The organism is Draconibacterium orientale, from assembly GCF_900111425.1.
Classification (GTDB): Bacteria; Bacteroidota; Bacteroidia; order Bacteroidales; family Prolixibacteraceae; genus Draconibacterium; species Draconibacterium orientale.
Genome location: NZ_FOHT01000008.1, coordinates 74,797 through 97,807, shown reverse-complemented (window position 1 = coordinate 97,807; position 23,011 = coordinate 74,797). Strand labels below are relative to the sequence as shown.

Annotated in this window: 24 protein-coding genes; 15 read left to right on the top strand and 9 right to left on the bottom strand. The window is 41.7% G+C overall.

Translation table 11 applies throughout. From position 1 onward, the window contains the following. The first annotated feature begins 183 nt into the window (after window positions 1–183). Window positions 184–669, top strand: coding sequence for a nitrogen regulation protein NR(II) (locus BMW53_RS06590; protein ID WP_038556479.1), 486 nt, complete (start codon window positions 184–186; stop codon window positions 667–669). A 74-nt stretch (window positions 670–743) separates the two neighbouring features. Here BMW53_RS06590 and secG read toward each other — a convergent pair whose 3' ends face one another. Genes secG through BMW53_RS06570 form a run of 4 tightly spaced genes read right to left on the bottom strand, consistent with a single transcriptional unit; the run spans window position 744 to window position 3,468 of the window. After that, window positions 744–1,109, bottom strand: coding sequence for a preprotein translocase subunit SecG (gene secG / locus BMW53_RS06585; protein ID WP_038556481.1), 366 nt, complete (start codon window positions 1,107–1,109; stop codon window positions 744–746). A gap of 5 nt (window positions 1,110–1,114) precedes the next feature. Further along, window positions 1,115–1,714, bottom strand: a complete 600-nt coding sequence (locus BMW53_RS06580) for a tetratricopeptide repeat protein (RefSeq protein WP_051567635.1) — start codon at window positions 1,712–1,714, stop codon at window positions 1,115–1,117. A 1-nt stretch (window position 1,715) separates the two neighbouring features. Continuing rightward, on the bottom strand, window positions 1,716–2,231 hold the full coding sequence (locus BMW53_RS06575) for an LptE family protein (protein WP_038556483.1): 516 nt from the start codon (window positions 2,229–2,231) through the stop codon (window positions 1,716–1,718). 4 nt (window positions 2,232–2,235) lie between these two features. After that, the gene (locus tag BMW53_RS06570) at window positions 2,236–3,468 is read right to left on the bottom strand and encodes a sigma-54 interaction domain-containing protein (RefSeq protein WP_038556486.1); all 1,233 of its coding nucleotides are present in this window, start codon (window positions 3,466–3,468) and stop codon (window positions 2,236–2,238) included. A gap of 239 nt (window positions 3,469–3,707) precedes the next feature. Here BMW53_RS06570 and kdsB point away from each other — a divergent pair, with 239 nt between their 5' ends. The 3 genes from kdsB (at window position 3,708) to BMW53_RS06555 (ending at window position 7,257) form a co-directional block, all read left to right on the top strand. After that, a complete protein-coding gene (kdsB, locus tag BMW53_RS06565; RefSeq protein WP_038563963.1) occupies window positions 3,708–4,442 on the top strand; it encodes a 3-deoxy-manno-octulosonate cytidylyltransferase in 735 nt (244 codons plus the stop codon). A gap of 73 nt (window positions 4,443–4,515) precedes the next feature. Continuing rightward, window positions 4,516–4,866: a T9SS type A sorting domain-containing protein gene (locus BMW53_RS06560; protein WP_168136395.1), complete on the top strand. Its 351-nt coding sequence runs from the start codon at window positions 4,516–4,518 to the stop codon at window positions 4,864–4,866. A gap of 195 nt (window positions 4,867–5,061) precedes the next feature. Then, window positions 5,062–7,257 carry a phospholipase D-like domain-containing protein gene (locus BMW53_RS06555; protein WP_038556490.1) on the top strand — a complete coding sequence of 732 codons (2,196 nt, stop codon included), beginning with the start codon at window positions 5,062–5,064 and terminating at the stop codon, window positions 7,255–7,257. A gap of 32 nt (window positions 7,258–7,289) precedes the next feature. Here BMW53_RS06555 and deoC read toward each other — a convergent pair whose 3' ends face one another. Continuing rightward, window positions 7,290–8,003 carry a deoxyribose-phosphate aldolase gene (gene deoC, locus BMW53_RS06550; RefSeq protein WP_051567636.1) on the bottom strand — a complete coding sequence of 238 codons (714 nt, stop codon included), beginning with the start codon at window positions 8,001–8,003 and terminating at the stop codon, window positions 7,290–7,292. Window positions 8,004–8,125: 122 nt separating this feature from the next. Between deoC and BMW53_RS06545 the strand changes: the two genes are divergently transcribed. The 3 genes from BMW53_RS06545 to lepA all read left to right on the top strand — a co-directional run bounded on the left by BMW53_RS06545 (window position 8,126) and on the right by lepA (window position 11,644). Further along, window positions 8,126–9,133 carry an aldo/keto reductase gene (locus BMW53_RS06545; RefSeq protein ID WP_051567637.1) on the top strand — a complete coding sequence of 336 codons (1,008 nt, stop codon included), beginning with the start codon at window positions 8,126–8,128 and terminating at the stop codon, window positions 9,131–9,133. A 146-nt stretch (window positions 9,134–9,279) separates the two neighbouring features. Continuing rightward, window positions 9,280–9,780 (top strand): putative molybdenum carrier protein, encoded by a 501-nt coding sequence (locus BMW53_RS06540; RefSeq protein ID WP_038556494.1) that lies wholly within the window; start codon window positions 9,280–9,282, stop codon window positions 9,778–9,780. A 76-nt stretch (window positions 9,781–9,856) separates the two neighbouring features. Then, window positions 9,857–11,644, top strand: coding sequence for a translation elongation factor 4 (lepA, locus tag BMW53_RS06535; RefSeq protein WP_038556497.1), 1,788 nt, complete (start codon window positions 9,857–9,859; stop codon window positions 11,642–11,644). A gap of 114 nt (window positions 11,645–11,758) precedes the next feature. Here lepA and rprY read toward each other — a convergent pair whose 3' ends face one another. The 3 genes from rprY to purN form a co-directional block, all read right to left on the bottom strand. Continuing rightward, window positions 11,759–12,448, bottom strand: a complete 690-nt coding sequence (rprY, locus tag BMW53_RS06530) for a response regulator transcription factor RprY (RefSeq protein ID WP_038556499.1) — start codon at window positions 12,446–12,448, stop codon at window positions 11,759–11,761. 2 nt (window positions 12,449–12,450) lie between these two features. Continuing rightward, window positions 12,451–13,992, bottom strand: coding sequence for a sensor histidine kinase (locus BMW53_RS06525; protein ID WP_038556501.1), 1,542 nt, complete (start codon window positions 13,990–13,992; stop codon window positions 12,451–12,453). Window positions 13,993–14,114: 122 nt separating this feature from the next. Further along, window positions 14,115–14,687: a phosphoribosylglycinamide formyltransferase gene (purN, locus tag BMW53_RS06520; protein ID WP_038556504.1), complete on the bottom strand. Its 573-nt coding sequence runs from the start codon at window positions 14,685–14,687 to the stop codon at window positions 14,115–14,117. 184 nt (window positions 14,688–14,871) lie between these two features. On the opposite strand from purN, the gene BMW53_RS06515 reads away from it, so the two are divergent. The 4 genes from BMW53_RS06515 (at window position 14,872) to BMW53_RS06500 (ending at window position 17,873) form a co-directional block, all read left to right on the top strand. Then, on the top strand, window positions 14,872–15,105 hold the full coding sequence (locus tag BMW53_RS06515) for an acyl carrier protein (RefSeq protein ID WP_038556507.1): 234 nt from the start codon (window positions 14,872–14,874) through the stop codon (window positions 15,103–15,105). Between the two features lie 38 nt (window positions 15,106–15,143). Next, the gene (gene fabF, locus BMW53_RS06510; protein ID WP_038556509.1) at window positions 15,144–16,385 is read left to right on the top strand and encodes a beta-ketoacyl-ACP synthase II; all 1,242 of its coding nucleotides are present in this window, start codon (window positions 15,144–15,146) and stop codon (window positions 16,383–16,385) included. Between the two features lie 6 nt (window positions 16,386–16,391). Continuing rightward, window positions 16,392–17,123 (top strand): ribonuclease III, encoded by a 732-nt coding sequence (rnc, locus tag BMW53_RS06505; RefSeq protein ID WP_081804772.1) that lies wholly within the window; start codon window positions 16,392–16,394, stop codon window positions 17,121–17,123. Between the two features lie 63 nt (window positions 17,124–17,186). Next, entirely contained in the window at window positions 17,187–17,873 is a 687-nt protein-coding gene (locus BMW53_RS06500; RefSeq protein ID WP_051567640.1) for a lipid-A-disaccharide synthase N-terminal domain-containing protein, read from the top strand. Between the two features lie 141 nt (window positions 17,874–18,014). On the opposite strand, the gene BMW53_RS06495 is transcribed toward BMW53_RS06500, so the two are convergent. After that, on the bottom strand, window positions 18,015–18,395 hold the full coding sequence (locus tag BMW53_RS06495) for a MotA/TolQ/ExbB proton channel family protein (protein ID WP_038556511.1): 381 nt from the start codon (window positions 18,393–18,395) through the stop codon (window positions 18,015–18,017). 218 nt (window positions 18,396–18,613) lie between these two features. On the opposite strand from BMW53_RS06495, the gene BMW53_RS06490 reads away from it, so the two are divergent. From BMW53_RS06490 to BMW53_RS06475, 4 genes are all read left to right on the top strand, one after another. After that, window positions 18,614–19,699, top strand: a complete 1,086-nt coding sequence (locus tag BMW53_RS06490; RefSeq protein WP_051567641.1) for a sensor histidine kinase — start codon at window positions 18,614–18,616, stop codon at window positions 19,697–19,699. Further along, window positions 19,699–20,394 (top strand): LytR/AlgR family response regulator transcription factor, encoded by a 696-nt coding sequence (locus tag BMW53_RS06485; protein ID WP_038556513.1) that lies wholly within the window; start codon window positions 19,699–19,701, stop codon window positions 20,392–20,394. Before BMW53_RS06490 ends, BMW53_RS06485 begins: the two co-directional genes overlap by 1 nt. A 55-nt stretch (window positions 20,395–20,449) precedes the next feature. Further along, window positions 20,450–21,334, top strand: a complete 885-nt coding sequence (locus BMW53_RS06480) for a cation diffusion facilitator family transporter (protein WP_038556514.1) — start codon at window positions 20,450–20,452, stop codon at window positions 21,332–21,334. 134 nt (window positions 21,335–21,468) lie between these two features. Next, entirely contained in the window at window positions 21,469–23,010 is a 1,542-nt protein-coding gene (locus BMW53_RS06475; RefSeq protein WP_038556515.1) for a beta-N-acetylhexosaminidase, read from the top strand. The last annotated feature ends 1 nt before the right edge of the window (window position 23,011 follow it).

Sequence of the window (23,011 nt, the reverse complement as noted above, 5' to 3'; positions counted from 1 at the left end):
ACATGAATGATCATAACCGGGGATTAGCTGAGCATTCAACATAACAGTTTTAGAAATACCCGGCTATTCTCACTTTAAAGCACTCCGCACACAACACGCAGCGTGTACTCAAAAAAAATCCTTACACATTGATTTTCAATATGCTTTTTTGTACTTTTAAGCAATACACCAAACAAAATTGCTATGCAATCAAAAAAAACAATGGCCAATCACAGTTTCGACATGCTAGCCGAATCGGGGGAGTTTATGAATCTGGTTTTGGACAATATTACCAGCTGTGTGTTACTGCTCGACAAAGACATGCGACTGCAGGCTTTTAATAACGCACTAAAAACAATCTTCTCGAACAAAACCAACGAGGATCTTTTATACATGCTATGTGGCGAAGCAATTGGATGTGCCTACCAAATTGAAGAAGCAAAAGATTGTGGAAAAACCAGTAAATGTTGCACCTGCGAGTTACGGCTGGCCGCGTTCGATTCGTACCTGAACAATACTGCTGTGTATAAACAACATATCAGGCGCCCGTTTTTTAACAAGCATGGTGAACGTGAAATGAAAGACCTGCAGTTTTCAACCCGGCATTTCTATTTTCAGAAAGAGAAATACATCATCCTGATAATTGATGATATTACGGGAAGAACAACCACCCCGAACTTCCCTGAATGACAACATTAAAATTTTATCCAGAAAAAAAGCCGCTCGAAATCGAACGGCTTTTATATATCATTTTGTCTTGAATCCTAATTTTCACCACCTTCATCGTCGGCAGCCGGAGTTTCTTCAGTTGCAGCCGGAGGAGTTGTCGGGAATGTTGGAACCTGAGTAGGATCAACAGCTGTTTCAATTTGTTCCTGCACACGACTTTGGTCGGCTTCTGATTGCTCGCGAGGAATAAAACCCGCTCCTACAACAGAAAGGAATAATAAAGCTCCTGCCAAAAACCATGTTCCTTTTTCAAGGAAATCGGTTGTTTTTCGCACGCCCATAACCTGTCCTGAAGACTGGAAGTTACTTGCCAAGCCTCCTCCTTTTGAGTTTTGCACCAGTACAATCAGTACCAAAAGGATACAAACGATAAATAGTAAAACGGTGATTAAAGTATACATCTTTTTTAATTATTATTCTTTAACAATTCTATTTCTTCAATACGGCCTGCAAAGTAAACACTTTTTTCCGGATATTTCAAACTTAATTTTTTATAGGCATCCAAAGCTTTATCAAAGTTCTTTTGCTGAAAATAAATCGATGCCAAAGTTTCGGTTACCAGCTCCTCATCTTCTATTACCGACTGATCGACAATCCATTTCTCGCCTCCGTTCCCATTGGTATCCTGATTATGCTTTACAGTCCTCAATCGCTCACTGTTGATCGACAGAAATTTATCGATCAACGAGTTTTCCGCTTGCAATTCAACATCTCCTTCCAAACGATAAGTTGCCGGGGCGTTCTCGATTGAAGTCTCCACGTGTTTTTTAGGCAATTCATCATTTAAAAATTTAAACAACACTTTTCTGTCGGGAACCATAACCGCCACTTTCTTTAAAACAGCGTCATAATCGGCATGCCCCAGCTTCTTCAGATTCTTTAAATACAACAGCCAGCCGCCTGAAAACCACGGAAAATCGACAGTGAGTTTTTTTGCCTCATCCAACGTTTCCCCATTCAGCGATTTCGATGTATTTATATAGGTCAGAAACTGCTCGCTTTCCATATTACCAGTTTGCAATGGTTGCGTTAAAAATATCTTCGGTGAGCTTTTTAATTATTTCAGCACTCAGTTCTTCTTCTACCGAACTGATTGAAAGGTTACTGTCAAAGTCTTCGTAAGCCGAGAATGACTTTTCGAAATTTTCTTCTGGCACCTGATTGTTGGTGTACTTCAGATTAATTGTAACGGTGAGTCGTGTTTGTGCCGACTCATCCGCTTTTTGTATCGACATCGGACGAAATTCGTACCCAGTAATCTGCCCTTCAAATTCAAGGTCGCCACTTTCCGAAAGCTCGTTTAACGATGTTTGGCGTGTTAATTTCTCGCGCAATTCTTCGGTAAAACTCTGGCTTAAGGTCGGATTAATTAAACGTGCACGGTTGGGAAAATAATACACAGTAAAAGTTTTTACATTGGGCGACAAATTAGCTCCGGTAAATGTATAATTAATTTTACACGATGGTGCCAAAATGCCAACCAGGCCAGCCACAACGGCAACAAACAAAAGTTTTCTCAACATGTTTTTATCCCTTAATATCGTATTCTTTAATTTTGCGGTATAATGTCCGTTCCGAAATTCCCAATTCCTGAGCGGCATATTTTCTTTTCCCACGGTGTTTCTCCAGCGCTTTCTGAATCAACTCAATTTCTTTATCGGCCAAAGAAAGCGATTCTTCCACAAATTCCTCCGTATCCTGAATATTATCTTTATCAACCGAAGTAATATGTATCGGATTAGGCACCTGTTCTTTTGCCACAAAATTACCATCGTCGGTATTATACAAATTCCGGATAATCTGTGCCTGATCGCCTGAAATTGGTGCATCGCGGTTTTCCATTAAATCGAGCACCAGCTTTTTCAGGTCGTTCATATCGCTCTTCATATCAAAAAGAACTTTGTACAATATTTCGCGCTCGTTGGCAAACGACTTATTGTCTTCTTCGCGCGCCAGCAAAGCCGGCAAGTTGGCTCCTCCGCTTACCGGTAAATACGGCCGCAATGATTCGGCTGAAATATCGCGTTCCTGCTCAATTATCGAAATCTGCTCGGTAATATTTTTTAACTGGCGTATATTTCCCGGCCAGCGAAAGTTTACCAAAACCGTTCGTGCATCTTCTTCCAAACGCACGGGTGGCATTCGGTATTTTTCGGCAAAATCGCGTGCAAATTTCCTGAACAGCAAAATAACATCGTCGGGGCGTTCGCGCAAGGGAGGAATTGAAATCGGCACCGTATTTAAACGGTAATACAAATCCTCACGAAACTTTCCCTCTTCAATTGCTTTCGGAATATTTACGTTGGTTGCGGCAATAACCCGCACGTTGGTTTTAATTACCTGCGACGAACCTACCTTCATAAACTCGCCGGTTTCCAACACACGCAGCAAACGCACCTGGGTTGATAAAGGCAACTCGCCAATTTCATCCAAAAAAATGGTACCGCCATCGGCTTCCTGAAAATATCCTTTCCGGTCGGCAAGCGCTCCGGTAAATGCCCCCTTTTCGTGCCCGAACAACTCCGAGTCGATTGTTCCCTCAGGGATAGCTCCGCAGTTTACGGCAATGTATTTACCATGTTTCCGGCTCGAAAACTGATGTATTATTTGTGGAAATATTTCTTTACCAACACCACTTTCCCCGGTTACCAAAACCGACAAATCGGTTGGCGCTACCTGAACAGCAACTTCAATGGCCCGGTTTATTCCGGCAGTGTTTCCTATTATTCCAAATCTTTGTTTTATTGTTTGTATATCCATATTATATTCAGTCAACAACCTGCAAATTTACAATTTTTCGATGGCAATGACAGAAAGTCAGTCACAATTAAGTTTTTTTAGGGTTTTCTCCATCCGGAAGTGCCAGGCAAATCCCGTTCCAACATATTTTCTGCACAAAGCAGCTTAAATCTGAAGCGATTATTATCTTTGATGCGTCGATAAATTGTTCTGACAAATTGTTCGCAAAACAGACTGTAAACGCATTTAAAAAGAGAAAAATGAACTTCATTGGAATTATACCAGCCCGTTATCAATCATCACGTTTTCCGGGAAAACCACTGGCAAAAATAAAGAACAAACCGATGATTCAGTGGGTATATGAAAATGCTTCGAAAGCACTACCGTATGTTTGTGTTGCCACCGACGACGATCGTATTTTTGATGCCGTAAAAGCTTTTGGCGGCGAGGTGGTAAAAACACTTCCTACGCACCAAAGCGGTACCGACCGTTGTGCCGAGGCGGCATTAAAAATTGCTAAAAACCGCCCCGTAGATATTGTGGTTAATATTCAGGGCGACGAGCCTTTTGTAAAACCGGAACAAATTGAATTGATTAAGTTGTGTTTTGAAAGCGAAACAGAAATTGCCACACTGGTAAAAAAAATCGATTCGGAAGAAGAACTTTTTAATCCGAACCGCCCGAAAGTGGTGCTCGACAAAAACGATTCCGCCTTGTATTTTAGCCGCTCTCCTATTCCGTATTTTCGTGGGGAAGAAAACAAAAACTGGGTAAAAAAACATACTTTCTGGAGCCACATTGGCATGTATGCTTTCAAGGCTGATGTGTTACAAAAAATAACGCAGCTGGAACAAGGAAAACTGGAACTGGCCGAATCGCTGGAACAACTGCGCTGGCTTGAAAATGGCTACAAAATAAAAACCGCAGAAACAACATCGGCCACTATTGGCATTGATACACCGGGAGATTTGGAAGCCGCTTTGCAACTGTTTTAATTTTTTCCTGTATACAGCATATACAGGCATGCAATTTGCTGAATACACAAGGAAACAATTAAACAGTGCTGCCATGAAATATATTATACTTTTCTTATTTACATTATTTGTTGCTTCGGCGTCTTTTGCTCAAGACACCGGATTTTCTTCATTTCAAAATGAAGAAGAAGCAAAAAACGAAGTAAAAATTTACCCAAATCCCTGCAAAAACGATAAAGTTACCATTGATTATTCGCTAAACGAAATCAGCGAAATCCGTCTCACCAACATTACAGGGAAGCAAGTTTATTTGAAAGAATATAAAGTTCCTGTTTCAAAAATACAACTGCAGGTTAACGATATTCCAAACGGAATTTATCTGATTCAGATTTTAACAACCGACAATAAACGAACAATAAAAAAACTGATGATCTCGAGAAATTAATTTTTGAACAATTTTCTTTTTCCCCTGTAAATTACAACAGTATTTAGTTATTTTCACCTGCAAATTAAATAGTATGTTGCGAAACGAGCATGAACAAGATTTACACACAAAAGCAGTTAATCAAACTTATGCGAGTTCCCTTTCTGCCGACAGGCAGGCATCTTAAACCTTTAAAAACAAACTTTTTTAAAAAAGATGAAAATCTCTACATTTATTCTATTTCTTTTTTTTAGCGTTGAATTATTCGCTCAAACAAGTATTTACGAGGCACGTCAGCAAGCAACAAGCTCAAGCGTTACGGTTTCAGGCATTGTAACCAACGGCTCCGAACTCGGTTCCATCAGATACATCCAGGACAATACGGGGGGAATTGCCATTTACGACAATAAACTATCGGAAGTACAACGCGGAGACTCCATTACCGTAAGCGGCCAACTTGTTGATTACAACAACCTGCTCGAAGTTAGCTCTGTTACCAACTTTTCAATACACGCATCAGGACTGCCATTACCTGAACCACAAATCATCAGCATAAGCGATATTGGCGAAGAATATGAAGCAGAACTTATCCGGATAAATAATATTGAATTTGTAAATGCCGGCGGAGAATTTGGCGGAAACACGAACTACTCGTTTACAGATGGAACAAATACCGGAGAAATAAGGATAAGCTCAGGCAGCCCACTTGTTGGAGATGCCATTCCAACCGGAACATTCGACCTGCTTGCTATTTGCTCACAATACAAGACAACTTATCAGCTTCTTCCGCGCGATGCCGATGATTTTATTTTTAACACCAACATCCAACTTACGTCGGCGCTTGAAGTAACTGAAACTACAAGCAACTCGATTACAATTGAATGGAACACCGACACCGATGGCACTTCCGAAATACGATACGGATCAGAGATGGAAATCGCAGCATTGACGAATCATGCCAGCGGCCAATCAACAACCAGTGCCGATGAATATACGCACCGAGCGCAGATTACGGGCTTACAAAGTTCAGAGATTGTTTACGCGCAGGCTTTTTCGATTAACGAGGGCGACACCGCTTTTTCGGCTATCAGTGCTTTTGTTAGTAAATCAAATTCATCAGGCGCCATAAAAGTATATTTCAACACCGAAACTGACGAAAGCTACGCCAATCCAACTGTCGCCACTAATATTGATGATTTTATGGCCGACACACTCGCTGCCTATATTGGCAGGGCCAGCGAATCGATTGACTTCTGTATATACAATTTCGACAATTCAAAAATATCGGATGCACTGAATGCCGCATACGATCGTGGAGTTGCAATTCGGTTTATCACCTGCGGATCAACAAGTCACAACAGTGTTTACGATTTAAACAACAACATTCCGGTTCTTGAACGCCCGGAGATAGCCGAAGGTGGCATTATGCACAACAAATTTGTAATTTTCGATGCAAACGCCACAGATGCTAACGCAGCCTGGGTTTGGTCGGGCTCTACAAACCTCACTCCAAGCCAGTTAACTTACGACAGCAATAATATGATTTTTATTCAGGACCAGTCGCTGGCCAAAGTTTACGAGCTTGAATTTGAAGAAATGTGGGGAAGCACTAGCAACCAGCCGAATGCCGGAAATGCAAAATTTGGTGATGCAAAAATTAATAATACACCCCACCAGATTCAGGTAGGCGATAAATTAATTGCCTGCTATTTCAGTCCGTCGGACAACACCAATCAGCAGCTTATAAACGCAATTAATACGGCCGATTACGATCTGGATATTGAAACCATGCTGATCACCCGCTCTGATTTGGCTTATACTATAATCGATGCCTACGATCGTGGCGTTAACGTTAATGTTATTACTGAACGCGAAAGCGACAATACCGACCTGGTGAATAACAACCTTAGCAGCTCACTGCCCGCAAAAAAATACATTTTCGACGATGCAGCAGGTCAGCTTCACCATAAAGTAGCATTAATTGATGCCAACAATCCGGAATCTGATCCGCAAACGATAACCGGCAGCCACAACTGGAGTAGTTCGGCCAACGAACGAAACGATGAAAACACTCTCATTATTCACGATGCCGATATTGCCAACCAGTATTACCAGCAATTTGCTTATCGTTTTAAACAAAACGACGGAACGCTGGTGGTTTCGGCACAGCTGATAAAATCAACTTCGGTTAAGGTTTTCCCAAATCCAACCGAAGGAAGATTGATGATCACTGCAGATAAAGTAATCTCGCGTATTTCGGTATATAACACCACGGGCGTAAAAATCGAAGAGTTGCAGCCCAATGAAAACACGGCAGAATTCAATCTGCCACACCATTTAACCGGGCTGTTTCTGCTAAAAGTAGAATTAAGCAACGGAGATTATAACACGTATAAGATTTTGAAAAAATAAAAAAGGAGCTTCCTGAAACGGAAGCTTTTTTTCTATTCCCCAAATCGTTTTTTCGCTTCTTCAAGAATAGCAACTGTTGCCGTGGCTCCACAACGTGTGCAACCGGCTTCACGCACAGCCAGCAGAGCATCGAGTGTACGCACACCTCCGGCGGCTTTTATTTTTACGTTAGGCCCGCTGCTATCGCGCATCAATTTTAGGTTTTCAATGGTAGCTCCCATGTACGAGTATCGCCCATCGGCACCTTTTACAAAACCAAAGCCGGAAGACGTTTTTACGTAATCGGCACCAACCTCTGTGCATATCTCACACAGCTTTTTAATGTCTAATTTATTCTCAATGTAGTCGGTTTCGAAAATCACTTTTACAATCGCTCCGTTTTTATGACAGACTTTTACCACCGTACCAATTTCAAGTTCAATATATTTCCAGTCGCCCTGCAACGCTTTCCCTATATTTATAACCATGTCAATCTCAACCGCCCCGTCTTTACAGGCTGTTTCCGCCTCAAAAGCTTTTACTTCAATGGCTGAATTTCCGGCCGGAAAACCAATCACACAACCTACCGCCACCTCCGTATTTTTTAACAATTGCCTGGCCTGTTTTACCGCATAAGGTTTTACACACACCGATGCCACATTATACCTTGCCGCAACGGCACATTCCCGTTCCAAATCGTAATCGGTCATCGTGGGATGAAGGATCGAATGATCGATCATTTTTGCAAGCTGCTGAACACTAGTCATTTTAATTGGTTTTAAGTTATAAGGTAAATTTACAAAATATGCCGACTATCTGTGATATATTTTAGAGAACCTTTTTTCAAATAATAAGTATTAAAACAGAAAAACCATAAAACTTAATGACGATGACCAACAGAAGATCTTTTTTAAAATCGCTTGCCGGCGCTACTGCCGGAATTAGCATGGCTTCGGGCTCTTTTGCCTCCGGGCAGGAAACGCGCGACCGACTTGGCGAAGTATTGCCAAAACGAAAATTAGGAAGAACCGGCGAACACGTTACCATGCTTGGCACCGGTGGCTACCACGTGGGCTGGACGACCGAACGCGATGCACAGGAAGTCATTGAAGCTGCCTTAGAAGGCGGTGTCCGTTTTTTCGATACGGCAGAAAGTTATTCGAGCGGAACCAGCGAAGAACGTTACGGAAAATACCTGACACCAAAGTTCCGCGACCTGATTTTTCTGATGACAAAATCAACCGGCCGCGATGCAAAAACAGTGCAGGAACACCTGGAGGGATCGTTACGAAGATTAAAAGTTGATCAAATCGACCTGTACCAGGTTCATGCCATTTCAACGCCCTGTGATGTTGACAATCGAATAAATAACGGTGTTTTAGACGTACTTTTAAAAGCCAAACAAGAGGGCAAAATAAAATACCTCGGATTTACAGGCCACCAAAATCCGTATGCCCACATGCGAATGCTCGAACAAACGGAAGCAAGTGATATTTTCGACACTGTATTAATGCCGGTCAACCTTCTCGATGCATCGTATTATAGTTTTATCGAAAATGTAATGCCAAAGGCGCTGGATCGAAACATGGGAATCTTATCCATAAAATCGTTGGCCGACGGAAGATTCTTTTCGAAAAAAGAAGAAGCCAACTGGACATCCGACGACCCGGTTATCCCGAACTATGTAAGCATAAAAGAAGCGATGCATTTTGTTTGGTCGCTACCTGTTTCAGTATTAATAGCAGGCAATGAAAATGCAACATATATGCGCGAAAAAATTGCGCTGGCACGTTCATTCTCAAAACTATCGGAAGATGAAAAACAGAATCTTATCGACAAAGTAAAACTTCTTGCCGAGTCGGGAGGAATTGAATACTACAAACAAAAGGAATCATAAAAGAAAAATCCCGGAGCCTCTGCTACCGGGATTCAAACTAAACCTAACTAAACCAAACTTATGAAAAAACAGCATATTGCTGTGAAGTATTTTGTTTCTAATTTGTTTTCTGAATACAATTAATAGTACTCAGTTTAATTGTTTTCATGACGAAAACTAAAATACAAATACCGTGCCAAAAGTTGATCACAGGAGGACAAACTGGAGTTGATCGTGCAGTTTTAGATGCCTGCCTGAACTATTCATTCCCGTGTGGCGGCTGGTGTCCGAAAAACCGAAAAGCTGAAGACGGTAAAATCGCTGCAAAATATCCGCTGATAGAAATGCACGAAGAAGACTATGCGGCCAGAACACGAAAAAATGTAGCCGGGTCTGACGGAACATTAATAGTGGTCTCCGGAGACTTAAAAGGCGGAACACTGCTTACCCAACAGTTTGCTCACGAGCTAAAAAAACCGTTGCGAATTGTTCGTCCATACACAAATCCTTCGCACTTAATTCCGTGGCTGATTCTGAATAATATCAGCACGTTGAATGTGGCCGGCCCCCGCGAAAACGAGTGGATTAACGCCTACCCGCTAACCTACCGATTTATTACCGAATTGATTGTAAAAATTAAATCATCAGCATCGGCGATACTGCCCTGATTTATATCAAAAAATAAAATATCTTTGCGCAAAATAGAAGGAACCATTTAATAGAATGGTTGTTAAGAGGTAGTAAATGGAGAAAATTAGAAACTTTTGCATCATTGCACACATCGACCATGGAAAGAGTACGCTGGCTGACCGCCTTTTGGAATTTACCAAAACGGTAAGCGAACGCCAAATGCACGCCCAGGTGCTCGACAGTATGGATCTGGAACAGGAACGTGGGATCACAATTAAAAGCCATGCCATTCAAATGGATTATGTGCACGACGGTGAGCCCTATAAATTAAACCTGATTGATACTCCGGGACACGTGGATTTTTCGTACGAAGTTTCAAGATCGATTGCAGCGTGCGAAGGAGCATTACTAATTATCGACGCTACCCAGGGAATTCAGGCGCAAACCATTTCGAATTTGTACCTGGCCATTGAACACGACCTGGAAATTATTCCGGTACTGAATAAAATGGATCTCCCCAACGCCATGCCCGAAGTTGTTGAAGATCAAATCATCGACCTTATCGGTTGCGACCGCGAAGATATTATTCGTGCCAGCGGAAAAACCGGAGAGGGAGTGCAGGAAATTCTGAACCAGATTATATACAAAATACCCCACCCGAAAGGCGATCCTAAAGCACCACTGCAGGCACTGATTTTCGATTCGGTTTTTAACTCGTTTCGTGGAATTATTGCCTATTTCAAAATTCAGAATGGCGAGATACGGAAAAAAGACCTGGTGAAATTTGTGGCCACCGGCAAACAATACGATGCCGATGAAGTGGGCGTACTAAAACTAAGTTTGCAACCGCGTGATGTTTTAGGCCCCGGCGCTGTTGGATACATTATTTCGGGTATTAAAACAGCGAAGGAGGTAAAAGTTGGCGATACCATTACCCACGTTGATAACCCATGCGACAAAGCCATTGAAGGTTTTGAAGAAGTAAAACCGATGGTTTTTGCCGGAGTTTACCCTATTGACGCCGATGATTACGAAGATCTGCGTGCGGCTATGGATAAACTTCAATTAAACGATGCATCACTGACTTTCGAGCCGGAATCGTCGGCAGCACTGGGATTTGGATTCCGATGCGGATTTCTTGGGCTTTTGCACATGGAAATTATCCAGGAACGACTGGAGCGCGAATTCGATATGAACGTTATTACAACGGTACCCAACGTTTCGTATAAAGCTCACCTTACCGACGGCAGCGAAATTACGGTTTACAACCCTTCGGGAATGCCGGCTTCAACAACTGTTGATGAAATTGAGGAACCATACATCAGAGCCAATATAATTACGGCCTCGGAATTTATCGGGCCGGTAATGACCCTGTGTCTCGATAAACGTGGCGAACTGGTCAGCCAGAATTACCTGACTGCCGAGCGTGCCGAACTGGTTTTTAACCTTCCGCTGGGCGAAATCGTTTTCGATTTTTACGACAAACTAAAAAGTATATCGAAAGGTTATGCTTCGTTTGATTACCACATGAGTGGTTTTAAACCGGCCAAACTGGTACGTTTGGATATTCTGCTGAACGGCGAAATGGTAGATGCCCTGTCAACATTAATTCACTTCGACAATGCATACCCTTTCGGTCGCCGGATGTGCGAAAAGCTAAAAGAACTGATTCCGAGACAACAGTTTGACATTGCCATTCAGGCCGCTATTGGTGCAAAAATTATTGCGCGCGAAACCGTAAAAGCGGTTCGAAAAGATGTAACGGCAAAATGTTATGGTGGCGATATTACACGTAAACGCAAATTACTGGAGAAGCAGAAAAAAGGAAAGAAACGAATGAAACAAGTGGGTAACGTTGAGGTACCACAAAAAGCTTTCCTTGCCGTATTGAAACTGGATTAATACCGATTCATTTGCGAAGATGCGCTAAGCGGATGTCAACCGCTAAGCGCCTGGAATACAAAAAAGCCTGATAACTTTAAAACTATCAGGCTTTTCTTTTGCTATAGCGTTTCATCAAACAATCAGTTTATAACCTTTTCCGTGTACATTTATAATTTCAACGGAAGGTTCTTCTTTCAGGTGCTTGCGCAGTTTGGTAATATAAACATCCATACTGCGTGCATTAAAATAGTTATCGTCAATCCAAATGGATTTTAATGCATAATTACGTTCCAGCACTTTATTGGCATTCTGGCAAAGTAGTTTCAGCAAATCCGATTCTTTGGTAGTCAGTTTTACGGCGTTCTCGCCTTCGGTAAGCGTTTGCTTCCGGGTGTCGAAGGTAAATTTACCAAGGGTAAAAACCTGCTGAGTACTGGCCTGTCCTTCCTGCGAGGTACGACGCAAAATCGCCTCCAAACGCATAATCAGCTCTTCCATACTAAAAGGCTTGGTAATATAATCGTCGGCCCCCAGCTGAAAACCTTCCAGCACATCGTCTTTCATGTTTTTTGCTGTCAGGAAAATTATCGGGATGTCGGCATTTATAATACGTATATCTTTTGCCAGTGTAAATCCGTCTTTTTTGGGCATCATCACATCCAACACACAAATGTCGAAATGCTCTTTCATAAAACCTTTGTAAGCTGCTTCTCCATCAGGATACAGCTCGGCATCATATCCTTTTGCAACCAAATATTCTTTTAATAATAAGCCTAAATTCTCGTCGTCTTCTGCCAGTAATAATTTTGTTTTTTGTTCCATGGTTAATTATTTATTTGTGGGAAATAAATTTTAAATTTCGTTCCTTTATTCAACGCACTTTCAACTTTTATTGTACCGTTGTGAAGGTCGATAATCTTCTTCACATAGCTTAATCCCAGACCGAATCCTTTTACATCGTGAACATTTCCTGTTGGCACCCGGTAAAAGCGATCAAAAATCTGCGCATGATGTTCTTTAGCAATTCCAATGCCATTATCCTGAACAGAAATAACAAGCTGATCTTTTCGATTTTCGGTTTTCACCCAAATCTCAGGTATGTCCTTGCTGTACTTCATCGCATTGTCAAGCAAGTTAAAAATAACATTTGTAATATGCACCTCGTCGCCTTTAATAAGTGCATTATCTGCTGAAATTTCAGTATGAAGTGTTCCGTTTTTATTGTTAACCCGCAACTCGAAATTGGCGGTTACTGTTTTTATCATCTTATTCGCGTCGAACTCGCGGAACTTTAACTTCAGGCGTCCTTCATTAAAAACAGCCATCTGCAGCACTTTTTCCACCTGGAAACCCAAACGCTTACTTTCCTGGTTAATTACGTTAGCAACGTGTTCAATTATCGACGGCGTATTCGTCACACTGCCATCCTGCAACATTTGACTGGCCAGCGAGATGGTTGAAATTGGAGTTTTCAACTCGTGGGTCATATTATTAATAAAGTCGTTTTTAATGTTCGACAGCTTTTTCTGGCGCATAATAACCATTAAAGCATAAGCAAAAATGGCAATCAGCAATCCGGTTAAAATAAATGTTGGTATAATGGTTAATCCGGTTTGTTTCACCAGGTATCTTCTTCGCTCCGGAAAATAAATATTTAAATAATTGGGTTTCGATCCGGTGTAATCGTTCTGAAAAAGCAACTGCGGATATTCTTTCTTTTTACCCGGCTTGTAATCTGTATCGCCAAAAATAATCCGGTCTTTTCCCAATGTTGAGTTTTTAATGGCGTATTTATAGTCCAGATCGATTTCGGTTTGCGCCAGCGCATTTCTCAAAAACATTTCCAACCGTGCCGAATCAATACGTTCTTCAATGGGACGATCTTCCAAAAGAATATCGTAATTTTTCCAGTCGGCATCGCGAAGCCACTGTTGTCGTCTTCGCTCTTGCTCCAGGCTTTCTTCCAAAAAGCGCTGCATTTGCGAAATAGCACTCACTTTTACCGAATCGGCCACCTCTGCCTTATATTTTTCTTCCATTTGCCCGTAAACGCTACCCTGCGAATAGCTGAGCTGAAAACTTACCGTTGCCTGCGACAGGCTATTTCGCGGAAAAACGTTGCTAAACTCACTTGGATTATTCTTTTGCCCCGGCACTATTCCGCGGCTTGCATATTCGCGTGCCAGTCGCTGTTCATCTAAATCCAGCTGCACGGCAACCATATCCAATGCATTAGCCACTAACTGGTTAAACTGCTCCTCCCTGATATCAGATGCCGACTTGATCATCGATCCCTGCACCAATATCAAACCCGACAGCACAACCGCCATCAACACAATTAATGTTATTAGCATTTTACGACTCATGCGACAAAGATAATTTTATTGAAATGCTGAGAATATGGCACTTAACATTATTTAACAGGATATTGTAATTTGTAAAATTAATTAACCAACCCGCCATATTTCCGGTTAATTATTGACGTTTATTAGCTATTTCGGTTTAGCACTTTTTCGATTACCTGTGGGTAATGTTCGTATTCCAACGCATGTACTTTTGCTGCAAGCTGTTCGGGTGTATCGTTGGGCAACACCTCGCATTGTGTCTGAAAGATGATTTTTCCCTCGTCGTAATTCTGATTTACGTAATGAATTGTGATTCCCGAGTGCGTTTCTTTGTTTTCCACCACCGCTTTATGCACATGCATTCCGTACATTCCTTTACCGCCGTATTTGGGCAGCAAAGCCGGGTGTATATTAATAATCGTGAAGTTTTCGACCAGCTTATCCGGAATTAACCACAAAAAACCCGCCAGCACAATAACATCCACTTTACGATTTCTTAATGTTTCAATAATTTCGTTGGTATTATAGAATTGGTTGCGATTGAATACAAAGGTTTCTACCCCATGTTTTTGTGCCCGCACCAATGCATAAGCTTCAGATTTGTTTGCCCACAGTGAATCGATCTTAATTTTTTCATTTCCAAGAAAATACTTAAAAATATTCTCGGCATTGGTTCCCGATCCCGAAGCAAAAACAGCAATCCTCTTTTGTTCCATTTTAACGTTTCTTTAGACTTTAGAACTTTTAAACAATTCGTTCAATTTTAGGCGATTAATAGTTATATGAGCTGCAACGTTAACATCTTTTTTAATTTTTTTCTTGGAGATTTAAAGCGTAAATGTATTACTTTGCAGCGAATTATTTTAAAACAAAATTTAGTATTAATTAAAATTAAGAATTATGTCTGACGTTGCAGCAAAAGTAAAAGCAATAATCGTTGATAAATTAGGTGTTGACGAAAGTGAAGTAACTACAGAAGCATCTTTCACTAACGATCTTGGTGCTGACTCACTTGACACCGTTGAATTAATCATGGAATTCGAGAAAGAATTTGATCTTGCTATTCCAGACGACGAGGCAGAAAAAATTTCTACAGTAGGTGAAGCGATCGCTCACATCGAATCTGCACTCTAATTTTTTAGCACAAGAAGTTATATTCATAGAATTCATTTATGGAATTAAAACGGGTAGTAATAACCGGTGTTGGAACCGTTAATCCTTTAGGGAATTCCGTTGAAGAGTACTGGAAGAATCTTAAGAACGGCGTAAGTGGAGCTGGGCCTATAACCCGCTTCGACGCTTCGTTGCATACCACAAAGTTTGCATGCGAGATTAAAGATTTCGATCCTCTTAAGTACATGGAGAAAAAGGAAATCCGCAAATACGACCTGTACACACAGTATGCATTTGCATCTTCAGAGCAAGCTGTTGCTGACAGCGGCATTGATCTGGAAAAAGTTGACGGTGACCGAGTTGGCGTTATTTGGGGTGCAGGAATTGGAGGCTTACAAACTTTCCACGAGGAAGTAAGAGCTTACAAAGAGGAGCGTCCTCGTTTTTCTCCGTTTTTTATCCCTAAAATGATTGCAAACATTGCGGGTGGTTTGGTATCGATGAAATACGGTTTCAGAGGACCAAACTATACCACTGTGAGTGCATGTGCTTCAGCTTCTCATGCCATGATTGATGCGCTTAATACCATCCGTATGGGAAAAGCCGACATGATTTTGACAGGAGGATCAGAAGCCGGTGTAAACGCATGTGGTATTGCCGGATTTAACTCAATGCGAGCTATTTCAACACGCAATGATGATCCAAAAACTGCTTCGCGCCCATTCGATAAAGACCGTGACGGTTTTGTTATGGGAGAAGGTTCTGCAGCGTTCATATTCGAAGAATACGAACATGCCGTAGCTCGCGGAGCAAAAATTTATGCAGAAATTGCAGGTGGCGGAATGTCGGCCGATGCTTATCACATGACAGCTCCCGATCCGGAAGGAAAAGGTGCGTACTTAGTGATGAAATGGGCATTGGAAGATGCAGGGTTAAAACCTGAAGACGTTGATTATATTAACGTTCACGGAACTTCAACTCCGCTTGGCGACATTGCAGAGCCAAAGGCTATTCTGAAAACATTTGGCGAACATGCTTATAAACTGAGCATCAGTTCAACCAAATCAATGACTGGTCACCTCCTTGGTGCTGCAGGAGCCATTGAAGGTTTAGCAAGTGTTCTCGCCATGCGCGATAGCATTGTTCCGCCTACAATCAACCACTTTACACCTGACCCAGAAATTGACGAAAAGTTGGATTTCACATTCAACAAAGCCAAAGAAAGGGAAATCAATGTAGCTATTAGCAATACATTTGGTTTTGGTGGACATAATGCAACAGTAGTTTTCAAAAAACTATAGTACACTGTGGTTAGAAAAATAGTACAACGAGTAAAACTCTTTTCGTCTGATCGAAAAGAGTTTTATTTGTTTTTAAAAGATCTTTTAGGATTTTACCCCCAGAATTTGCGTTTGTACGATCTTGCTTTTATTCACAAGTCGGCATCAATAGTCGATTCGCAGGGCAATTTTGTAAACAACGAACGTTTGGAGTACCTCGGCGATGCCATTCTAGGAGCCGTTATTGCCGATTTTTTGTACAACCGTTTCCCGCAGGAAGATGAAGGTTTTTTAACCAAAACCCGCTCGAAATTGGTAAACCGTGCCATCCTTACGCAGTTAACGCACGAAATGGGATTACACGTTTTTATCGATTCGAACACCACAAAAAACATCGACAAAAGCCACATTTACGGCGATGCACTTGAAGCGCTGATCGGTGCCATTTATCTGGATAAAGACTACAAAGCGGCAAAGTTTTTCGTTACCAAAAAGATCCTTCCTCAATTTGTCGATCTGAACGAAATTGAACAGGAAGACTCGAATTTTAAAAGCCAGTTGATTGAGTGGAGCCAGAAAAACAAACGCGAAATAGAATTTGAGACCACTGAAGAAACCGACGAAAAAATTAAGCAGCCACGGTTTAAAGCTGTTGTAAAAATCGACAATAAAAAAGCCGGCGAAGGTGTTGGAACGTCTAAAAAAGAAGCCCACCAGAAAGCCGCACACGAAACCTTAAAAAAGCTCGACCAGCTTTAATATTTCCGATGCTCGCACTGCTTATTGCTTACGTTTATTAAATTTGGCCCGCGATAACCATACATGGAAAGTATTTTAATCATAGGACTTGGATTTTTTGCCCAGGGTTTATTCTTTATCCGCACCATTGCGCAATGGTTTAAATCGGAGAAAGAAGGAGAAGTAATATCGCCGGTAATTTACTGGCAGATTAGCCTGGTGGCATCGATAATGATGCTGACCTACGGAATTCTGCGCCACGATTTTGCCATTGTTATGGGGCAGTCGCTGGTGTACGGCATTTACATCCGCAACCTGCAGCTTAAAAATGTGTGGACCAAAATGCACTGGGCCATTAAAGTTCTTGCATTGGCTATTCCTGTTGCTTACTGGGTTTGGCTGCTCACTTCGGGCAGTTTTGCCAACATTCTGCACAACGAAGACGTATCGCTTTTCTGGATGATTTGGGGAACCACCGCACAAGTGGTGTTTATCTCGCGTTTCTTCTACCAGTGGATTCATTCCGAAAACAAAAAGGAATCCTACTTCCCGCTGGGATTTTGGATTATCAGCACCTGCGGCTCGCTTATGATTTTTACTTATTCGATCATTCGTCTCGATCCGGTTCTTTTTGCGGCTCACAGTTTAGGGCTGTTTACCTACATGCGAAATATTGCCCTGCACTATGGCAAAAGCAGCCTGTTCGACAGGCTCAGCAAAATTCCGATGTTGAATAAAGTTATCGGTAAAGTTTCGGATAAGATTAAGTAGCCTCGTATTTCCCGGTTGTTTTAAGGGCATTTTAAATGGCAGATTTAGGATTATCTACCGCCAGGGTAGCCCGTGTAATTTCGCCGCATTATCAAAAAAAAGCAGGCCTCCCGAAAGAAGCCTGTTCAAACATTACTTTGTTTAATTGTTTCCCGTCATTTTCAGTTTAATAAATTCTTTTAACACATAGTAAATCGGCAAAGAAACAAGCAAAACGATTAGTCCCCAAATGGTGCTGTAAAAACTAACAATTGCACCGCCCATAACAATTTCGGGCGAAATATCGCTAGCGGCACGTATGGCCTCCAAAGCCTGCACAATGCCAATAATTTGCGATAAAACTCCGAATGCAGCCGCAAACAATCCGCCCATACGGATTAACCTGATTAGTTTCAGGTTGTATTGCTTTAGAACTACCATTTGGTAAATTTTAATTCCGGCTATAACCAACACCAATAAGCCCATTAAAGAAATAACTCCCATATTTGGGCCACCTGCTTTATGAAATTCTAAAAAGTTCATGATAGTTAATTTTAAAGTTTACACCGGCAAGCTACTCCACATTGTTTAGTTTACAGGAATTTAATCGTTTAACAACCACAAATCAAGGCTCAGTAACCATTTCCGTGAAGGATAACTTATCGGGTGGCTTTTAGGTTATTCATCTTCATTTCGGTGATTTTGGACGATAAAAATAGGTTAATCCAAAAATCCTCGATAATTTACGTATTAATTGTGTTATGACCGATAAGATCCAACATATAATAACCCGGGTAAAAACCTCGAAGTACATCCGACCTGCCTACCACATAGCCTTTTGGATACTGGTTGCCTGTTTCTACTTTTTCATGTTTAGCTGGAACAGTGCTTTTCGCGAGGCAACTATTATTTTCTCGGCCGGATTGCTGCCGGTGGCTATTTTGCTTACCTATTTCTTTAACCACTTTTTAGTGCCGCGCTACCTCTGGAAAAAGCGCTATGGCCTTTTTCTTTTGTACAGTTTTTTCACCCTGCTTGCCGGCGTTTGGCTGTCGTTACTCATCGTTTTTTACGCGCTCATTTATATTCTGAAAAGCAAAGCAATGATCGATCCGTCAGTGCTTCATCCCGAGCTACAAGTGATTTCGCTGAACTTCATTGTGTTTTTTGCCATCGCCGTAAAACAGATAAAACGTGCCTTTTTTATTCAGCAGGAAAAAAACGAGCTGGAACGTAAAAAATTGAATACCGAGCTAAAGCTGAAAGAGGCTAAACTGAAGTTATTAAAAGCACAGATTCATCCCCATTTTCTTTTCAACACACTGAACAACCTTTACGGGCTTACCATGGAAAAATCGGATGAAGCGCCGGGGCTGGTGCTGCGTCTTTCCGAAATTCTGGATTACATTCTGTACCGTTGCAACGAAAAAAAGGTTTTGCTCTACGATGAGATCCTGAACCTGCAAAACTACATCGAGATTGAAAAGCTGCGTTACTCTGAAAAACTAAGTATTACCGTTGATTTCCCCGAAGAAACCAACAACCTGCAAATTGCGCCTTTGCTTCTGCTGCCGTTTGTTGAGAATGCGTTTAAACACGGCGTTAGCCACAATCCGGGCACGGCAAAGATTATATGCAGTTTAAAAACACGACACACTTCAATGGTATTCAAAATCGAAAATTCCATGAATCCGGCGAAACCATATATTAAAAATCTGTCGAAAGGAATTGGCCTTAGTAATGTAAAAAAACGGATGGAGTTACTTTACCCTAAAAAATACGAGTTGAAAATTGACGAAAATGAAGCGACTTTTTCAGTAACTTTAGCCTTAGAATTAGCTGAATAATGTACCGCTGTATCATCATCGACGACGAACCTATTGCCATTCGGGTAATCCGTAACCACCTGTCGGCTTTTACCGATTTCGAAGTGGTTGCCGAGTGCAACAATGCACTGGAAGCAATGCCCGTTCTGCAAAAAGAAAACATCGATTTGCTGTTTTGCGATATACAGATGCCTCAAATTACCGGCGTCGATTTTATTCGTTCGCTACTGCATCCGCCCAAAGTAATTTTCACCACGGCCTATCGCGATTATGCCATCGATGCATTTGAACTAAATGTGGTTGATTACCTGCTGAAACCCATTTCGTTCGAGCGTTTTACCAAGGCCATTAACCATTTTCTTGAATTACAGACAGCTTCTCCCATTTCAACTCCTGAAGCACAGGAAACCCGCGATTTTATTTTTCTGAAAGCCGACAAAAAACATCACAAAATAAACCTTACCGACATTCTGTATTTCGAAAGCCTCGGCGATTATGTAATTGCTCACACCAACGAACAAAAAATTGTTACCAAAGAACGTATCAGCCATCTCGCTGACTTACTTCCGGCCAAACGTTTTCTGCAAATTCATCGCGGCTATATTGTTTCTATCGATAAAATTGAATCGATTGGTGCAGGTTTTGTTGAAATTAAGGGCAAAAAATTACCTATTGGCCGAAACTATAAACCCGATCTACAGAAACTGTTGTCGTAATAAACGTTTCGTTTTTAATCTGTTTTACCTACTTTTAAACCCAATAGAAAACCGGATGCAAAACAACAAGTATATATTTCGAGAAGGTTGGATATCCATTATTGTCAACACGCTTCTTTTCGGCTTGAAATACTGGGCGGGAATTGTAACAGGCTCGGTAGCTTTAATTGCTGATGCCTGGCATACACTCACCGACTCGGTGTCGTCGGTAGTTGTATTGATCGGTGGAAAGATTTCGAGCAAACCGGCCGACGATGATCACCCCTTCGGGCATGGCCGTGCTGAACATATTGCCGCCATAATTATAGGTGTTTTGCTGGCGATAGTTGCTTTCGATTTCGTATTAAAATCAGTTGATAAATTTGGCACCCACGAAACTACGGTTTTTGGCACCGTTGCCTGGGTGGTTACCATTATTTCCGTTGTGGCAAAGGAATTACTGGCCCAATATGCTTTTTGGGGCTTTCGGAAAACCAAATCAACCATATTAAAAGCTGATGGCTGGCACCACCGAACCGATGCGCTTTCATCGGTAATAATTTTAGTTGGTATGCTCGTGGGTAAATATTTCTGGTGGACAGATGCGGTTTTGGCACTAATAGTCGCCATAATGATCGGGTATGCCAGTTTCGAAATCCTATCGAAAGAAATCAAGTCGCTGCTTGGAGAAAGTCCTTCTGATGACTTGTTGGAACAGATCCACAAAACAGTTCAACTTAATTGCAAAATACAAGTTAACCTTCATCACATTCATTTACACCACTACGGACAGCATACAGAAATGAGCTGCCACATAAAACTCCCTCCTGAAATGACGCTTTACGAAACACACGAAATCTGCACAAAAATTGAAAAAACCATTAAAAAGGAATTTGGTTTTATCACCACCATACATCCTGAGCCATTGAGCGATAAACGCACAACATTTGAACGTTTTTAAGGCGGAGCTCACTAAAAATTATTTTTTACAGATCCCAACTCTTTTTTAACATGTAAAAACGCAGCGAGTCAGCTTAAATATTGATTTTTTTCCATATTTTTATCATCTATTTAAATTTTTTAAAAACTAGCTAGATGAGAAAGATATCAGTTTTGTCCATTTTTGTAATCCTCCTGACCATGTTTCAGTCGTGCTCTGAGAAAGTTGAAACCGACCTTACTAAAACGGCTTTTATACCAAAACCAACCAGTGTAACAGCAACAGGCGACGGCTTCAACCTTAATAAAGCCAGTGTAATTTATGTGCAGGAAGGTAGCGAAGGAGTGCTCCGTTCGGCCGAGATACTGGCTGAAAAGATCAACCAGCTTACCGGTGGATCGGTTACCGTAAAACCAACAAGTACTCCTCCATCAAGAGAAATTTACATTTCTGATGTCGACACCAAACACTTAAGTGAGCAAGGTTACGAGCTGAAAATTGAAAAACACCTGATATCAATTCAGGGTGCCGATGCAGCCGGATGTTTCTTTGGTGTGCAAACCTTGTTGCAAACACTACCGGTTAATGCCGATAATACACAAACCTTGTATGTACCAACAGGAACTGTGACTGACTCGCCGGAATATAGTTACCGTGGAGCCATGCTCGATGTTTCGCGCCACTTTTTCAATGTTGAAGAAGTAAAACAATTCATCGATTTCCTGGCGATGTACAAAATGAATGTGCTTCACCTGCATTTATCCGATGACCAGGGCTGGCGAATTGAAATTAAATCGTGGCCAAAACTTACCGAAATTGGTGGCCAAACCGAAGTAGGCGGTGGCGAAGGTGGTTTTTACACACAGGAACAATACAAAGAGTTGGTTCAATATGCTGCTGATCGCCAGATTATGATCGTTCCTGAAATTGATATGCCGGGACATACCAATGCAGCACTTGCATCGTACGCCGAATTAAATTGCGACGGCAAAGCCCGCGAACTTTACACCGGAACCGAGGTTGGATTCAGCACACTTTGTACCGATAAAGAAATTACTTACCAGTTTATTGACGATGTAATCCGCGAGTTGGCTGAAATAACTCCCGGTGAATACATCCATATTGGTGGCGACGAATCGCATGTTACCGCCCACGACGACTATGTGTATTTTGTGAACAGGGTTCAGGAAATCGTAAAAAAACACGGCAAAAAAATTATCGGCTGGGACGAAATTGCCAACGCCAAATTGATTGATGATGTTACCGTACAATTCTGGGCCGATGTTGAAAACACCACAATGGGCGTTGAAAAAGGTGCACAGGTGTTGATGTCGCCGGCAGCGCGCGCTTACCTCGATATGCAGTACGATTCAACAACTCATCTGGGCCTGCACTGGGCCGGTTACATTGAAGTGGATCATGGTTACGACTGGAATCCGGCAACACTGGTTGAAGGCATTACCAAAGAGAATATTCTGGGAATTGAAGCGCCACTTTGGGCTGAAACAGTTACCAATATTGATGAAGTGGAATACATGGTTTTCCCTCGCTTGCCGGGATATGCCGAAATTGGCTGGACAGCACCTGCAGAAAGAAGCTGGGACGAGTACAAAACGCGTTTGGCAAAACACGGCAAACGTTTTGAAGCCTTGGGCATCGATTATTACAAATCGGCGCTGGTTCCGTGGGAAGAATAGA

What these genes read in the sequence shown, in the direction of transcription:
- BMW53_RS06590 (WP_038556479.1), top strand. Translation starts at nt 184, where the DNA reads ATGCAATCAAAAAAAACAATGGCCAATCACAGTTTCGACATGCTAGCC.
- secG (WP_038556481.1), bottom strand. Translation starts at nt 1,109, where the DNA reads ATGTATACTTTAATCACCGTTTTACTATTTATCGTTTGTATCCTTTTG.
- BMW53_RS06580 (WP_051567635.1), bottom strand. Translation starts at nt 1,714, where the DNA reads ATGGAAAGCGAGCAGTTTCTGACCTATATAAATACATCGAAATCGCTG.
- BMW53_RS06575 (WP_038556483.1), bottom strand. Translation starts at nt 2,231, where the DNA reads ATGTTGAGAAAACTTTTGTTTGTTGCCGTTGTGGCTGGCCTGGTTGGC.
- BMW53_RS06570 (WP_038556486.1), bottom strand. Translation starts at nt 3,468, where the DNA reads ATGGATATACAAACAATAAAACAAAGATTTGGAATAATAGGAAACACT.
- kdsB (WP_038563963.1), top strand. Translation starts at nt 3,708, where the DNA reads ATGAACTTCATTGGAATTATACCAGCCCGTTATCAATCATCACGTTTT.
- BMW53_RS06560 (WP_168136395.1), top strand. Translation starts at nt 4,516, where the DNA reads ATGAAATATATTATACTTTTCTTATTTACATTATTTGTTGCTTCGGCG.
- BMW53_RS06555 (WP_038556490.1), top strand. Translation starts at nt 5,062, where the DNA reads ATGAAAATCTCTACATTTATTCTATTTCTTTTTTTTAGCGTTGAATTA.
- deoC (WP_051567636.1), bottom strand. Translation starts at nt 8,003, where the DNA reads ATGACTAGTGTTCAGCAGCTTGCAAAAATGATCGATCATTCGATCCTT.
- BMW53_RS06545 (WP_051567637.1), top strand. Translation starts at nt 8,126, where the DNA reads ATGACCAACAGAAGATCTTTTTTAAAATCGCTTGCCGGCGCTACTGCC.
- BMW53_RS06540 (WP_038556494.1), top strand. Translation starts at nt 9,280, where the DNA reads ATGACGAAAACTAAAATACAAATACCGTGCCAAAAGTTGATCACAGGA.
- lepA (WP_038556497.1), top strand. Translation starts at nt 9,857, where the DNA reads ATGGAGAAAATTAGAAACTTTTGCATCATTGCACACATCGACCATGGA.
- rprY (WP_038556499.1), bottom strand. Translation starts at nt 12,448, where the DNA reads ATGGAACAAAAAACAAAATTATTACTGGCAGAAGACGACGAGAATTTA.
- BMW53_RS06525 (WP_038556501.1), bottom strand. Translation starts at nt 13,992, where the DNA reads ATGAGTCGTAAAATGCTAATAACATTAATTGTGTTGATGGCGGTTGTG.
- purN (WP_038556504.1), bottom strand. Translation starts at nt 14,687, where the DNA reads ATGGAACAAAAGAGGATTGCTGTTTTTGCTTCGGGATCGGGAACCAAT.
- BMW53_RS06515 (WP_038556507.1), top strand. Translation starts at nt 14,872, where the DNA reads ATGTCTGACGTTGCAGCAAAAGTAAAAGCAATAATCGTTGATAAATTA.
- fabF (WP_038556509.1), top strand. Translation starts at nt 15,144, where the DNA reads ATGGAATTAAAACGGGTAGTAATAACCGGTGTTGGAACCGTTAATCCT.
- BMW53_RS06500 (WP_051567640.1), top strand. Translation starts at nt 17,187, where the DNA reads ATGGAAAGTATTTTAATCATAGGACTTGGATTTTTTGCCCAGGGTTTA.
- BMW53_RS06495 (WP_038556511.1), bottom strand. Translation starts at nt 18,395, where the DNA reads ATGAACTTTTTAGAATTTCATAAAGCAGGTGGCCCAAATATGGGAGTT.
- BMW53_RS06490 (WP_051567641.1), top strand. Translation starts at nt 18,614, where the DNA reads ATGACCGATAAGATCCAACATATAATAACCCGGGTAAAAACCTCGAAG.
- BMW53_RS06485 (WP_038556513.1), top strand. Translation starts at nt 19,699, where the DNA reads ATGTACCGCTGTATCATCATCGACGACGAACCTATTGCCATTCGGGTA.
- BMW53_RS06480 (WP_038556514.1), top strand. Translation starts at nt 20,450, where the DNA reads ATGCAAAACAACAAGTATATATTTCGAGAAGGTTGGATATCCATTATT.
- BMW53_RS06475 (WP_038556515.1), top strand. Translation starts at nt 21,469, where the DNA reads ATGAGAAAGATATCAGTTTTGTCCATTTTTGTAATCCTCCTGACCATG.